The sequence below is a fragment of the Parcubacteria group bacterium genome, from assembly GCA_016204045.1.
Taxonomy (GTDB): Bacteria; Patescibacteriota; Minisyncoccia; order Phycocordibacterales; family UBA2135; genus JACQLQ01.
Genome location: JACQLQ010000001.1, coordinates 140,953 through 155,367, shown reverse-complemented (window position 1 = coordinate 155,367; position 14,415 = coordinate 140,953). Strand labels below are relative to the sequence as shown.

Below are 14,415 nucleotides of genomic sequence, written 5' to 3'. Positions count from 1 at the left end.
TTACTGGGGCCCTTTCTCAAAAGTAAAAATAAGATCGTCGCGACAACTATCGTTCGCCCTCCAAAGAGCCCACCCTTCTACAACGGGTATAAGCACGGAGCGAATCTTCTCTGCAATGGGGAATGGAGATTCCATTGCAAATCGAATGTTCCCATAAGAGGCAACAAAACGTGGCGCTTTGGTTACGAGAAAAGTAAGGATGGCTATAACCCCCTCGAGAGACGTCTCCGTGACGTCTTCGACAACCCATCCGTTGCTTCCCCACTGCAATCTAACAACTGGGGTCTTATCAGCCATATACGCCCCCATGTACCCTCTTTCCACATTATCGGCCTCGAACCGTTTTTTGCAAGTGTGCTGTTACATCCCGATAGTGTTAGGTCGTGCTTGCACGACCGTAATTTTCATACCTTGTAAAACATCCTACCCAATAGTATACGCCCCAAGTGAGCGAACGCTCTATACTCGTGTTAACACTATCGGGATTACATTACCTCCGGTGCTTTAATGCCCAGGAGGTGGAGACCATTCTTGAGTGTCGTTGCCACCGCCTGCGTCAAAAGCAAGCGATAGGGCGCATCTTCTCCCGCGTCTAAAATACGTTCTTTCGCATAGAAAGTGTTGAACGCTCCCGCGAGTTCTGTAAGATACGTCGTGACATAATGCGGTTCATACTCTTTCGCAGCGCGCGCTGTAACTTCTGAGAAACGATATAGTAGTCGTTCGACTTCGCCCACATCTCTGTTTTCCTTGGTGGACACCGTCCCGCGTTCTCCTGCTTTACGTAAGATCGATTTCGCCCGCGCATGGGTGTATTGGAGATAGGGACCCGAATCGCCCTCAAAGGAGAGGGATTGTTCAAAATCGAAGACGATGTCTCTGCCTGTTCCTTGTCTCAATATCGAGTATTTGATCGCGGCAACTGCTATTGCTTCAGCAAGGGCCTCGGTATTGTCTTGGGCACGATTTCCCTCTCGAACCTTTTCCCGCGCCAATGCTCTCACGTCGGAGATGAGCGACTCGCCTGTTATCACGTTCCCCTTGCGCGAGGACATCTTGCCCGAGGCAAGTTTCATGACACCGTGAGCAATGTGTTTTGTCTTTGCAGCAATAATAGGAAAAATAAGCTCAATCACTTTAAGCAGCACTCTGAAGTAATCAGTTTGCTCGTTCGCGGTTACGATAATTGAGAGGTCCAAATCCGGCTCCCTTTCAAACTTTACTTTGTTGAGCCCGAGTTCTTTCGCCTCATAGGTCGGCAATCCGCGCGAAGTCACGAAGACACGTGTATGGAGACCGTGTTGCTCGCCCTTAAAAATGACCGCTCCGTCACTCTCCTCAAAAATGCCTTTCTTTAGAAACTCTTCGACAATTGGTTTTCCCAAGAGTCCCTCTTTTCCCTCAAAGAAGTAATAATCAAAAGATGTCCCCAGTATTTTATAGAGTTCTTCAAAGTGTGCGAGCGAAGAGGCGCGGCCTTCTTCATATAACTCGTTAACCGTCGGGTCGCTTTTGGCATACACCCTCTCGTTGATCCCATTAATTTCTTCTTTCCGCTCTTCATAGTGTTCTGCTCCATATGTATACGCCTCGCCCCATTTCAGTTCAGGCTTTTGCATCTTTCCCCAAATAGCTTTCGCAACATGAGGACCAACATCACCCTGCCAATTTGATCTCTTAACTTCTGCGCCACCAAATACAATAAGCCGGGCAATGGATTCTCCAATCGCATTCGACATGAGGTGTCCGATATGAAACTCCTTAAACGGGTTTGGGTCTGTGTATTCCACCATCACCTTTTTTCCCACAAATGCATCATTCTTGCCCCACACATCTCCTTGGTCCACGATTTTTTTAACGCTGTCCGCAAAAAAAGCTGGCGAAAGGTGGATATTAATGAAGCCGGGACCAGCCACTTCAACTTTTTCGATATCTTTATCTTTGCTCTCATTTATCTTTGCGACAATCTGCTCTGCAAGCGCCTTAGGATTTGTTTTTGCCTTTTTTGCCACGGACATAGCGACGTTTGTCGCAAAATCTCCATGCACAAACTCCGTCGGATGTTCCAAGTGAATGTCCCCAGCTTCAATGCCGAGTTCACGCAACGTTTCTTGTATCATCTCTTTAAGTTTTTCCTGAATCATGACTTGAACCGATAGTACCATAATACCACTAACACTATTGGGGTGCTAAACTTGACCCCACACCTTTCGTGCTGTTGCGGACTGTTGTTTTTGGGAACAATTATATATTCCACGTCGGTCTGCGGAGCTCCATACTGGTCAGTGCATCATCGTCCTCCGCACAACGACAGCATGAAAGGTGTGGGGGCTTGACCTTATTTCAAAAAACCATACGCTTACTACAGAACGTAGTGTGGTTGAGGGAGCGAGAATGAGAAATCTTTCGATCGTCGTAGCAGCCGCGAGGAATCGTTGCATTGGCAATAAGGGCGAGATTCCATGGCATCTCCCCGATGACATGGCGCACTTCAAATGGCTCACTACTAGACAACCCGAGAGCACGGTGGTACAGGGACGAAAGACGTATGAATCAATCGTAGAAAAGTTAGGAAAACCGCTTCCCAAGAGAAAGAATATTGTGCTCGCTCGTGAAGCAAACTTTGCGGCACCGGGCTGTATTGTTGCCCACTCAATCGAAGAATTGGAAACGCTCCTTGAAAATGAGGCGGGTGAGGTTTTTGTCATTGGTGGCGGAGAGATCTACAAACTCCTCTTGCCATACGCCACGCGCATCTACTACACACTTGTTAATGCCGAGCCGGAAGGTGACGCATTCTTTCCGGAACTTGACCCTTCGGAGTGGAATATCGCGTATAAGGCCGCCTTTGCGAACCGATATGACAAAAGTGAGCATAGCGCAACGCTTATTCTCTACGAACGAAAGGGTGCTGTTAGTTAAACGACGTCAATCTTGACGCCGTTTTTTTCTACCCATAAGATGCTGCTAGACCCTTAGCAAAAGAGGATACTGTGAGTACGACCGAGACACGGGAAGAACCTCAGGTATGCGATACAGTGAAGCATCTTCGCAGAAAGATCGTACTGGATTACGATAAGGTGCGCCAAGTTGTAGAGGTGTGGCGAATGTTGGGTCACAGAATCGTCATGACCATCGGCTCTTGGGATCTGTATCACATCGGCCACGCACGCTACCTAGCGGCCGCGTTAGAGCACGGAGACGTGCTGATAGCCGGAGTAGATAGTGACAGAACCATGAAACTATACAAGGACCCGGGCCGCCCAGCTGTTCCCGAAGACGAGAGAATGGAGCTTCTGTGCTACTTGAACGTTGACCTCGTCACATTGATTGACGACGTTGATGATGCGGGTAAGTGGCAATACGCTCTTCTTAAGCTCGTCCAACCTGATGTATTCATCGCGGTGGAAGACAGCTACCCCGACTGGCAGATTCAGGAAATCAAAGCCAACGGAGCAAAAGAAGTTATTGTCCTTCCTCGGCAGGCGAAGACTTCTACCTCTGACATGATCCGCAATCTCCTGAAAAACAATATTGCCAAACTTTTGGGCAAGCTGTGAGTGAAAAGAAGATTGCGATCGTCGCGTACGTACCTGTTCTTCATCAGGGGTACGTTGATTTCTTCGATAGAAACGTGACAGGTACGATTCTGGGGGATGGAGGACGTGAAGTATTCATCCTTGGGGCAGATTTTGTCGGAGAGTTAATGCCGCTCCATACCGAGATACGCGGACTGAATCCGGCGGTTGTAAAAGTACTGATTTCCACGTTGTTCCTAGCCAACGTCAGCGTTCTTACAAAGGACGAACTAACGCGTTTAGCGGGCAAAAGAGTGATATTGCCCCAAGAAGAGATCTCCAGGAAGTTCGCCGAAAAATATCTTGCTGACGCCTCTCCCGTCTTCGACAAAGTATTCTTGAGGTGGGATGAGGCTTCTGTCTTCTCGCAGAAAGTCGTCACGCACGATAGGACATCTGATGACGCATTTGACCGCTCCATGATGGAGCTCGCTAAAGGGGAGGCGGAAAAATCATCCGACTGGTGGAGACATGTGGGGGCAGTAGCCGTCTCCGGAAAGACAGTCCTCTTTGCGGAACATAACCGTCATGTTCCAAGTGAACACATGCCGTATGCTCTTGGGGATCCACGAGACTACATTAAGGCAGGGCAGAGAAGCGACCTCTCCACAACACTACATGGGGAGTGGGCCTTGATCGTCCGCGCCGCGCGTGAAGGGGTGTCGCTCAAGGGAGCACACATCTATGTGACCACCTTTCCTTGCCCAGTGTGTGCAAAGTTTATTGCATTCTCTGGAATCACCAAATGTTTCTTCGGCTCAGGCCACGCGAGCTTAGACGGCGAAACAGTCATGCGTTCACAGGGTGTCGAGATTGTGCAGGTTATCTGATTTAAAAAAGCTCCGTCGTAATGACGGAGTTTTGTTGTATGTTTGTTATCCAAACGGAAAGTACACTGGGATCGCTTTACCATCTTTCCCAATCTCTGGAACAATGAGGTGTGCGTGCAGATGGCGCACTGATGCACCTGTGTGCTTGGGCTCGCCAAAGCGAAGTGCAACACCACCACCTTCGATACGGAACTCACGGATTGCCCAAGAGACGAGCTCTGAGATAGCAAGGTGATCCGCGGGGCTAAGTTCTTCATACCTCTCAAGATGCCGCTTTGGATTCAAAATGAGAAGTGCTAACTTCGCGTTTTTATACGAATATTGGTTCCTGGTGATAACCCAATCGCCAACCCGATGAAGAATAGCCTCGTCATGGTACTTGAAGTGCTCTTCGCAAAAGGGACACACACCATCTTTCAATATCCTCCGGAGAACCTTTTTGTAATCCTCGTTCGGCGAAGAGTCATTAATGTGTACCGCATCGCGTGTTGCCTCGCTCATACAGCGACCGGAATGTTCATCTTTGGACGCGCGTTGTACCCCACGAGCTCGAAATCATCCGGAGCAAAGGAAAAGATGTCTTTTACATCGCGGACTATGTTCACCTGTGGCAGGGAAAGCGGCTCACGCCCTAAGAGCTCCTTCATGTTATCAATCTGATCCTCGTAGATTTGGGCGTCATTGAGCACATGAACAAGACATTTTGCCTTCATCCCAACCACATGTGCGATCATCTTAAGAAGTAGCGCGTATTCAGCAATGTTGAAAGGAACGCCGACTGGTACGTCAGCACTGTTTTGGGTAAGAATGAGCGTCAATTCGCCTTGCGCGTGAAAAATCTGGAAAGTGCCGTGGCACGGGGTAATGAATACGTTCTCGTTGAAGTCTTCCACTGGTTCTTTCCAAACATCCCTTGGATTCCAAGCACTCACGCGAATGCGGCTCGAATCGGGATTCGTCTTCAAGAGTTTGATCATGTAAGCAATCTGATCAAAACCGTCTTGATTGTATTCAAGCGTATGTCCGGTAGCAGTTGTCTTCTTTACTGTTGCCCCGAAATTGCGCCACTGATGCCCGTAAAGAGGGCCGAGCTGCCCTTCCGGACGACCAAACGCCGAGCAAATTTCTTTGGTTGCCCATTGTTTCCACAATTTGATGCCGAATCTTTCGGCAAGTTCATTCGCATCCGTGCTTCCCGAGAGAAGCCAGAGAAGCTCCGCGCGCATTGCCTTCCACGAACCCCTCACATCGCGAGTTGTGATGAGTGGGAAACCCTCGTCCAAATCGAAACGCATGGTAAGCCCCGGGACGGAGAGACGACGTATGCCGTGCGGCGGCATTTTCCACTGCCCTTCTGTCAAAACAGTTCTGACGACATCCAGATACTGTTGCATCTTTTTTCTCTTTTCATTGCTACTTTTCTTTTTCAAATGTATAGAGTTGCGATAACGGTGTCAACCACGTACAAAGTAGAACGCGAACAGACAAATAGAAATTTCTTGATAAAAAATAGGAGGAGGTGGTGTATGCCGTGTTGCATCACTTTGTAATTGGCATTCGCGACTTCGTACGTGGTCAATAAAAAACCCACGGATGTGCCGTGGGCGGTGGTTATGTTTCCTCCCTTAATACTCGGATGCGATCAAGGTGCTTCATGAGGTACGGAAGCGCGTGTGTGCCCCCGGTCCCGTACTTTGTGGTGTTGAAAGCAAGTGTTTGCTCCTGCGCAGCAATATATTCCTCAACAAACCGGTAGTGGAGCGCAAGAAACGCTTCGAGCATGGCGAGGCACTCTCGATACACCTTGAGGAGTGAGTGATGCGAAATCCTATGCACGAGCACGTATTCACGGATAGAAAGCCCTGATCGACTCACTTCTTCTATTTTCTCAATAAACATTCGGTGTTCGCGCGGCATGTGTTGCCGCATCCCAAGGAGATACTTGAGGAATGCATCATCCTCGTGCTGAACACCGAGTAAGGCGTATTGTAGAGGCACACCCGAGCTCTGCGCACCCGTTTCACCGCCAAATTGCTGCGGCTTCCCTCCAAATTTTTCCACCCCTTCATAGACAATACCATTCGGGAGTGCGGGATTGTTATGCCATCCTGCAATGTGAAGGCGCACGCGGTCATAATACACTTTTGGCGAACACCATTGCCACATTTTCTCCATTTCTTGAAGAGCAGCTTTTTGCCCGTCTCGTACGCTCTTAAGCGCATCTTCGAGCTCTCTCGGGTCGTCATCGAAAACAGCCTTGATAGCACGCGTCGTCGCAAGCGGAAGGTTGGCCCAAGCGGCCTCGACGGCGATATGAACCTTCACAAATCCCTCTTCGTCGAGTCCCCCAAGGAAATTATTGATGAGCACGACGTTTTCAAGCGAGATCGGACCTGAAGGATCGGTAAGCTTCCAATTGTGAAGCGCGTACCACGCATATGAAAGTGTTGGCGTAGTGCCCAGCTCTTCTGCGAGGAGACACCAAGGTTGAGCAAGCCACTCTGGCACATGCGCCTCTGCCTTACTGCCCCACATATCAATGATGCCACCATGAACCCACGCATTGCCAACAAAAGAGACTACGCGCATTAAGCAGTGCTGGGCGGATTTGGAAAGCTTGAGGATTCTTTCATTATCGCGTGAAGACCACTTGCCTTCGACCTCCTCTGCAATACACCTGCGCACATGTTTTGTCGTCAAAAGTTTCGGGAGTACGTTTGCGACATCTTGAATTCCGCGTGCCCATGGCCAGTAACCGCCCGCACCATCTTCTTGAAAAAATTCGAGCGGCTCTCGCTCTGGCAGGAACCCGCATCGAGGAGCGATGTTGAAGTCCTCTAGCCTTGGCACTGACACTTCCGTTCGCGTAGTCACAGTAAGCTCCCGCGACTATTTCTACGGCAAAGGTACTATATCTTTGAGACAAAGACAACGCCTTAACAAAACACGGTCCGACGATCGTCGGACCGTGTTTTGTTAAAAAGTTATTCAGTTACATCAATACCCATCGAGCGTGCTGTTCCGGCAATGATTTTTGCCGCCTGATCCACATCGTTTGCGTTCAGATCTGACATTTTTTCTTCTGCAATAGCACGAACTTGCGCCTTGCTGACTTTGCCTGCCTTAACGAGTGTGTTCTTGCCAGATCCCTTCTCTACGCCAGCGGCCTTTTTCAATAGGTCAGAAGCGGGAGGGGTCTTTAAGATGAAATCGAAACTTCGGTCGTCGTAGACAGAAATCTCTACGGGAATGATGCTTCCTCTCTTGTCCTGTGTCGCTTGGTTAAAGCGTGTGACAAATTCACCAATGTTAATACCGGCAGGACCTAATGCCGTACCAACTGGCGGAGCAGGAGTTGCTGCACCAGCAGGAAGTTGTAGTTTGAGTTTACGTGTAAGTTTTGCCATATAGTGATTGCTAGATTTTCTTTACTTGGAGGAAGTCGAGTTCAACGGGTGTCTCACGTCCGAAAATGGGGACGAGGACCTTTACCTTGCCGCGCTCTTCGTCTACTTCGCTTACCTTCCCCTCCTGTTCTTTAAATGGTCCGTCGATGATGACCACGGGCTCGCCTACTCCCAAATCAATGGCGTGCTTCGTTACATCAGTTTGCATTTGCTTGAAGAAGAAGTCAACTTCATCCTTGCGAAGCGGTACCGGATACACACCCGTGCCAACGAACCCGGTCACGCGCGGCGTGTTACGAACAACGTACCACGAATCGTCAGTAACCGTCATGTCGACGAGGACATATCCTGGGTAAATCTTCTCTTCTTCTTCGACGCGCTTACCGCCCTTGATCTTAATTTTCTTTTCCTTGGGGACGACCACATTAAAAATCTTGTCCTCCATGCCGAGGGATTCGATACGCTGTTTTAAGTTCCTGGCGACAGCATCTTCGTACCCGGAATAGGTATGAATTGCGTACCAGCTTCTCTCTTGTGTTGGTTGCTGTCTACTCATAAGTTAGCCGCTAGAGAATAAACTTCTCTATAAGTAGTGTTAACGCTACATCAAAGGAGCCGAGAAAAATCGCTGTTAAAAGTGAAATCACAATAATGAGAATCGTAAAATACGTAACCTGTTTCCTGGTTGGCCAGGATACGTGTCGCATTTCCATCTTGGTTTCCTTGAGATAATTGAGTATTTTTGCCATAAAAAGCTTCTCTAGATTATACCACTAAACCTCTAAAAAACTGCCCCTGGGGGCAATCTTTTTCTTACTTTCTATACTACTCCTATATAGCAAGAAAGTCAACTGTGGGGGCACTGCGTAATCATTTGGTTGCCTTCTACAGGCATCTAGAGGTGAGAGCTTTGCGGCTATTGTGTTCCCACAATAATCCTGATACGTTCTCAGTAGATACGGCACGGGTGCGACACGAAATGTCGAACATTGCGCGCTACATTGATCACACACTCCTTAGACCCGATGCAAAGGAGCAGCAAATCAGAGGTCTTTGCATGGAAAGCCGCGGACTTGGTTTTGGCTTGGGATTTGCTGCTGTCTGCGTACACCCCTATTGGGTGCGGGTCTGCGCAGATCTTCTGAACGGAGACAGCACAAAAGTATGCGCGGTGATCGGCTTTCCCCTTGGAATGAACGGGAAGTATGCGAAGGCGTTGGAGGCAGCCGTTGCTGTTCGAGATGGGGCGCAAGAAATCGATATGGTCATAAATATCGGCGCCTTGAAAAACGGTGATGTGGACACTGTTGAAGACGAAATTCGAGAAGTGCGGAGAAGGATTGACGAGACGTATCGAGAAACCTATCGTGGCAATGCTCCTCCAGACAAGGTGGTCCTCAAGGCAATTATTGAAACCTGTCTCCTAAATGCGATCGAAAAAAAGCTTGCGTGTGAGATCGCTCAAAGGGCTGGGGCTGATTTTGTGAAAACATCAACTGGATTTTCTACTGCGGGCGCCACGCTGGAAGATGTCCGCCTCATACGAAAAATTGTTGGACCAGATATGGGTATCAAAGCATCAGGTGGCATTAAAACGTATGGTGATGCTCTCAAAATGATAGAGGCGGGAGCAAATCGTATCGGCTCCACGGCGAGCATGAAGATTATTTGGCGCGAAGATCGTCAAACGTCAAGGGTTGGTTAACGGCACTCATAACACACCACTCGCCTCGCGCGAGTGGTTTTTGATTAGGTGCAGGGTTCATATGGCGTGGTTCCAGAGACAAGCCACCCCTGACGCTTGCATGGGAGTGGTCTTCTGCGAGATACTTAGTACATGGAAAATTGTATTTTCTGCAAAATCGCAAACAAAGAAATCCCCGCAGAAGTTGTGTACGAAAACGACGACTTTGTGTCGTTTATGGACATCAACCCGCAAGCGCCTGGGCACGTGCAAGTGATTCCAAAAAAACATGTGCGCTATGTGTGGGACGTAGAGAACTTTGCAGAATATTTTCTTCTTGTTAAAAAAATTGCCCGTGCAATTCAGGGAACATTTGGGACAGACACGGTGTGGATGAAAGTGATGGGAGAAGAGGTGCCACACGCACATGTATGGCTCTTCCCGATGGCATATGAAGCGACGGGGGACAAAAAAGATTTTGCCGGCAATGCAGAGAAAATACGACAGAATCTTGCTTTGTAAAACACTCTTATAAAAACTCGGTCCGACCATAATCGGACCGAGTTTTGTGTTTGTACTAAACCGTGTATTCTTTGGGCCAATATTTGGTCGAGTATCTTGCGTAGAACAATATCGCACGATCGAGATCATCTCTCACAACATCGAACGGCACTTCTCTGTCAGAAATTCCATCGTCAAGCCGATAAGTGCGGCTCGACGGATGATAACTCACTGTACGCTCGCTCCGGTAGTCATAAAAATAGGTTACGCACGCGCACATGTAATCGTACGTTACGTAAAAGCTAGGACCGAGGCCATGTCTTGAAACTGTGCCCCGTCCATTCACTCCGTCAAAACGATACTCAACTTCAGTCCACAAGATGTAGGGCGTATCAGCTCTGGTAATGCGAAATCCGCTTTCCGGAGAGATAATCGTTTCAGGGAAAACAACCCTCCAAAAAGATAGCAACAGAAAACAGGCGGTCACTACCAGAAAGGATCTGATCACGGAGACAGCGAAAAAACCAGCGCTTCTCATGTTTGCAACCCCTATCCGTCTGGATGGAGTATGCGCTTGAGGGGCCTGTGTGTCAATGCGATTACACGCCGTCCTTTGTTACTTTTTTAACGCTTCTATACCTGGCAATGTCCCCTCTGACAAAAAGACGAGCATTGCGCCCCCGGCGGTTGAGAGAAAACCAAACTTGTCTTCCAAGCCCATGCTAGAAATAACTGCGATTGTGTCACCGCCGCCAACAACGGAGTATGCCTTGCTCTTTGTGATTGCTTGAATCAATACTTCTGTAGTATGCGCGAACCCTTTTTCTTCATACGCTCCCAGTGGACCATTCCAAAGTACAAATGCGGCTTTGCGTATTTCTTCTTCAAGAAATTTAACCGCTTCAGGGCCCGCATCCAATATTTTGTCTCCTAGCAGAACTTCATCTGGTTTTTTGGCAAAAATGCCATCTTCATTGTCAACAAGAACATCCACGGGCAACGTAAGTTTTTTGCTCTCGAGGAGAAGAGCTACTTCTTTGTCCATATCTTCATAGACGGAGCGTCCGATTTCATATCCCATTTTTTTAAAAAAAGTATTGGCTAAAGCGCCACCGATAAAAACGGAGTCTGCGGTGGAAAGAAGCTTCACGGCTACAGGAAGTTTTGTTGAAGTTTTGGCACCCCCAAGAATAAAAAGAAAGGGATGCTCCGGTGTAAATGCACGAGAAAGCGCCTCCACTTCCGCCTCAAAAAGCATTCCCGCATACGACGGCAGGAGTGTTGGGAGGAGTACCACGGAGGCGTGTTTCCTGTGCGATGCCGAAAATGCGTCATTAACATATACATCACCTAGTGATGCGAGGTGGCCCGCAAAAGCAGGATCATTCCCCTTTTCGCCAGGCCACTTTCGAAGGTTCTCACAAAAAATAATGTGCTTCGTCCCTCTTTTTCCAATATCACGCGCTTTTGCAAATTCGTTTTCATTATAAATGTCTTCTACGAAGTATGTTGGAAACTCTTCGTTTAAACGTCTCGCAACAGGATGGAGTGTTTGTGCCGCATCAGAGTGGTGCGAAAGAATGATAATCTCTGCCCCCTTTTCTTGGAGGAACGCTATCGTCGGAAGAGCTTTCTTAAGACGGAAATCGTCTCTTACCTCACCTCCAACAATCGGCAAGTTGAAATCAGCACGCAAGAGTACTCGCTTTCCTTTTAGATCTGAGATGTCTTTAAGGGGTGGTATGTTCATGGTTTGATTTAAGAACGTATACGTTCCGCTATTTTCAAAATTAGAGAGAATTGCTTTGCATCTAAACTAGCCCTGCCCACCAAGAGTCCCGCTGCGTTTCCTTCCTTCAGAAACCCTTCTGCATTATCTTCATCAACAGAACCCCCGTAGAGAATGGGGATCCCCATAATCATTGTCTTGTGTTTCCTTCCAAACATATCGACGAGTGTCTTGCGGATAAAGACTGACATCTCAAAAAATGCATGGGGTGTATCGGCTGCCTTTGCCTCTGGGCCAACAGCCCAAACGGGTTCATACGCAATCACTATTCTCGAAAGTCTTTCTGCCGAAATGCCTTCGAGAGATTTCACCAATTCTCCTCTAACAAAAGAAAGATAGTCTCCGTCTACGTCTCGCACGCGTTCACCAATGCATAGGATTGGAGTGAAGTTACGCACGAGGCATGCCCTAACCTTTTTTGCCACCACATCATCGGTCTCTCCGAGGGATCGACGCTCCGAATGCCCGACAATAACAAATCCGACATCGAATCGCTCGAGTTGTGGGAGTGAGGTCTCTCCAGTGAAGGCACCATCGGGTTCCCAAAAAACATTTTGTGCACCAAGCACACATTTCGCTGTTTTAAGACGTTTAGAAAGCGCCTGTAAAAATATGGATGGCGAGCATACGATTGCCTGTGTCCTTCTTAAATCCTTTGCTGTCCTCTGTATTGCAGCAAAAAGCTTCACCGCTTCTCCTACTGAAGCGGGATTCATTTTCCAGTTAGCAACAATTACCTTGTTTTGGGCCATGCAACCAGATAGTACTTACTCTATTTCTTTCCAATCAATAATATCATACGAGCCGCCAGGGCCGCTTTCAAAGATAGAGTTCGCGACGCCTGATTCGTATTCTACCTGAGAGGTATTCTTTAAATGCAATTTGTATGCGGAGACTTCTCGAAGTTTCGCCGAGTTGTGAATGAGAATGGCGCCATGACCAGCATAGAGGAGCAACGAGTTCAATCCGGTAGCGGTATTTTGAAATTCAATCGCTGTCTCGCCACCCCCTTGTTCAGTGCTTTTGTTTTGTGAAAGAAGGAGGATGTAGGAGCCGGTTGTGCCACTTTCGAAAGAAGCAGAGTTTTTGATGTCAATCTTGCTTGAAGATAATTGGTTAGAAGGATTGTCTGCAATTACGACGACGTCATCGGTCCCAAGGGACACGTTGGTGATAAGGCGGGATGAGTTGGCTATTTCAATGTTACCAGTTACCCAAATGGGGCCGTTCAAGGTGACTGTTGGAGATCCCGTAATTTCTAGATCACAGGGGATTTTGGCAGGACCGAGTGTGGTATCTGTTTTAATTTCATGCTCGTCACCCTCGTTACACGTGAGGGTACCACCCGCAGCCGCGGCCGCCTCCCATTCTGTGATAAGCACATCCGAGATGGGGAGAGGAACCGCTGATTGGTTGGGGCTTCCTGGGTAGCTTGTGCCGAGCACCGTGGTGTTTTGTTTAGTTTGATAATATGCATCCTTTTCAATGTACGAGTCGCGAATCGTGTTTGCATAGACTGTTGATGTTGCGTGGATATCATCAACTAATCCGACTGCACCAGTTGAAATCACATCCCCTTTGATGAGGTTGCCACTACCTGTCACCGGGCCATTCGAGAGTGCATTTCCGGCTATAGACGAGGAGTTCTCGAGAAGGAGCCCTCCAAGCCCAATATGAACACCGTAATTAAACGTGACCCCATCAGCTATAGAAACTATTGTTTCTGTCTTTCGTAAGTTTTCCCCAACATAGGCACTTGTTGTCGTCGTCTTGGTACCATCATCATCAACCACTGTGCTTGTGGCATAGAAGTCACCGACGTTGAGCACTTCCTGACTACTGACATCCATGCCTGTGCGTAGGCGATACACGACATCTTCTTGCGCAGACTCTGACACATAATATCCCTGCTTAGCGAGAGCATTGTCGCGAACTAATTCGGTCTCTTTAAGAGCAATGGTTGAGGCTCCAAAAGCGATTGAGAACGTAACGCCGACAAAAAGGAACACACCGATAAGTGCCGCTTGCCCCCTATGTAAATCTTTGGATTGCGTATACGCGAGCATGTTTTGTCATTAATAACTCCTTCGAAGTACCGCTGTGCTTTCAAACTTACGCTCGGCCCTACGCACCCCGATCCCTCTTTCTCCCGTAACCTCAAGGCGGACGGCTTCCGAAGTAGACGCCTGCGTAATATTGTAAAAAACAAGACGAGAAAACGTAATACCAGATGTAAGTGCAATATCATTTGAGACCCCCTCCCTCATTATAAGGGCGCCGTTTTGGACAAAGAATGCCCGGGTAATCGGCGTATCATCGTCAGAAGCAACTGTTGTGTTTAGCTTCAATGTCCCCGGGTTAACTCCGAACGAACTCCCAGCGACATCAATGCTTTGGGCAAAACGAATTTCTTGCAACATGCGCTCAACCCCAAGACGCGTCTCGGTTAAGATCTCTTTTTTTGCCCTCGTTTTGCCGTGCAAGTCAGCAAGCACCACCGCGGTGTTTACGACGATTGCAAACACCATTGCAAAAATAGCGACGTAAACTACCGCCTCAATAAGGGAAACTCCTTCGTGTCTTTGATTGTGCCTTTTTTTTTGCATAGATATGCACGCCAAAACAA

At 48.1% G+C, this 14,415-nt stretch carries 17 protein-coding genes; 5 read left to right on the top strand and 12 right to left on the bottom strand.

What is annotated here, in order from left to right; translation table 11 throughout:
* Both HY455_00895 and argS read right to left on the bottom strand, forming a co-directional pair.
* Entirely contained in the window at positions 1-297 is a 297-nt protein-coding gene (locus HY455_00895) for a hypothetical protein (GenBank protein MBI4118083.1), read from the bottom strand.
* Between the two features lie 188 nt (positions 298-485).
* Positions 486-2,165 carry an arginine--tRNA ligase gene (gene argS, locus HY455_00890; GenBank protein MBI4118082.1) on the bottom strand — a complete coding sequence of 560 codons (1,680 nt, stop codon included), beginning with the start codon at positions 2,163-2,165 and terminating at the stop codon, positions 486-488.
* Between the two features lie 229 nt (positions 2,166-2,394).
* Between argS and HY455_00885 the strand changes: the two genes are divergently transcribed.
* From HY455_00885 to HY455_00875, 3 genes are all read left to right on the top strand, one after another.
* Positions 2,395-2,922, top strand: a complete 528-nt coding sequence (locus HY455_00885) for a dihydrofolate reductase (GenBank protein MBI4118081.1) — start codon at positions 2,395-2,397, stop codon at positions 2,920-2,922.
* A gap of 71 nt (positions 2,923-2,993) precedes the next feature.
* Positions 2,994-3,560: an adenylyltransferase/cytidyltransferase family protein gene (locus HY455_00880; GenBank protein ID MBI4118080.1), complete on the top strand. Its 567-nt coding sequence runs from the start codon at positions 2,994-2,996 to the stop codon at positions 3,558-3,560.
* Positions 3,557-4,408 carry a hypothetical protein gene (locus HY455_00875; GenBank protein ID MBI4118079.1) on the top strand — a complete coding sequence of 284 codons (852 nt, stop codon included), beginning with the start codon at positions 3,557-3,559 and terminating at the stop codon, positions 4,406-4,408. The genes HY455_00880 and HY455_00875 overlap by 4 nt, the downstream gene beginning before the upstream one ends.
* A 45-nt stretch (positions 4,409-4,453) precedes the next feature.
* Here HY455_00875 and HY455_00870 read toward each other — a convergent pair whose 3' ends face one another.
* From HY455_00870 to secE, 6 genes are all read right to left on the bottom strand, one after another.
* Entirely contained in the window at positions 4,454-4,909 is a 456-nt protein-coding gene (locus HY455_00870) for an HIT domain-containing protein (protein MBI4118078.1), read from the bottom strand.
* Complete coding sequence (gene thyA / locus HY455_00865; protein ID MBI4118077.1) at positions 4,906-5,802, bottom strand: thymidylate synthase; 897 nt, start codon at positions 5,800-5,802, stop codon at positions 4,906-4,908. The genes HY455_00870 and thyA overlap by 4 nt, the downstream gene beginning before the upstream one ends.
* A gap of 217 nt (positions 5,803-6,019) precedes the next feature.
* Complete coding sequence (locus tag HY455_00860; GenBank protein ID MBI4118076.1) at positions 6,020-7,282, bottom strand: hypothetical protein; 1,263 nt, start codon at positions 7,280-7,282, stop codon at positions 6,020-6,022.
* 110 nt (positions 7,283-7,392) lie between these two features.
* Complete coding sequence (gene rplK / locus HY455_00855) at positions 7,393-7,815, bottom strand: 50S ribosomal protein L11 (GenBank protein ID MBI4118075.1); 423 nt, start codon at positions 7,813-7,815, stop codon at positions 7,393-7,395.
* Between the two features lie 10 nt (positions 7,816-7,825).
* Positions 7,826-8,371, bottom strand: coding sequence for a transcription termination/antitermination factor NusG (gene nusG / locus HY455_00850; protein ID MBI4118074.1), 546 nt, complete (start codon positions 8,369-8,371; stop codon positions 7,826-7,828).
* A 10-nt stretch (positions 8,372-8,381) separates the two neighbouring features.
* Positions 8,382-8,564: a preprotein translocase subunit SecE gene (gene secE / locus HY455_00845; GenBank protein MBI4118073.1), complete on the bottom strand. Its 183-nt coding sequence runs from the start codon at positions 8,562-8,564 to the stop codon at positions 8,382-8,384.
* Between the two features lie 230 nt (positions 8,565-8,794).
* Here secE and deoC point away from each other — a divergent pair, with 230 nt between their 5' ends.
* Positions 8,795-9,520, top strand: coding sequence for a deoxyribose-phosphate aldolase (deoC, locus tag HY455_00840; GenBank protein MBI4118072.1), 726 nt, complete (start codon positions 8,795-8,797; stop codon positions 9,518-9,520).
* Between the two features lie 132 nt (positions 9,521-9,652).
* Positions 9,653-10,021, top strand: a complete 369-nt coding sequence (locus HY455_00835) for an HIT domain-containing protein (protein MBI4118071.1) — start codon at positions 9,653-9,655, stop codon at positions 10,019-10,021.
* A gap of 595 nt (positions 10,022-10,616) precedes the next feature.
* Here the strand turns inward: HY455_00835 and pgk are convergent.
* Genes pgk through HY455_00815 form a run of 4 tightly spaced genes read right to left on the bottom strand, consistent with a single transcriptional unit; the run spans position 10,617 to position 14,395 of the window.
* Positions 10,617-11,750, bottom strand: coding sequence for a phosphoglycerate kinase (pgk, locus tag HY455_00830; GenBank protein MBI4118070.1), 1,134 nt, complete (start codon positions 11,748-11,750; stop codon positions 10,617-10,619).
* An 8-nt stretch (positions 11,751-11,758) separates the two neighbouring features.
* Complete coding sequence (locus tag HY455_00825; GenBank protein MBI4118069.1) at positions 11,759-12,541, bottom strand: triosephosphate isomerase; 783 nt, start codon at positions 12,539-12,541, stop codon at positions 11,759-11,761.
* Between the two features lie 15 nt (positions 12,542-12,556).
* On the bottom strand, positions 12,557-13,855 hold the full coding sequence (locus HY455_00820; GenBank protein MBI4118068.1) for a hypothetical protein: 1,299 nt from the start codon (positions 13,853-13,855) through the stop codon (positions 12,557-12,559).
* Between the two features lie 9 nt (positions 13,856-13,864).
* Complete coding sequence (locus HY455_00815; GenBank protein MBI4118067.1) at positions 13,865-14,395, bottom strand: hypothetical protein; 531 nt, start codon at positions 14,393-14,395, stop codon at positions 13,865-13,867.
* Positions 14,396-14,415 lie beyond the last annotated feature (20 nt).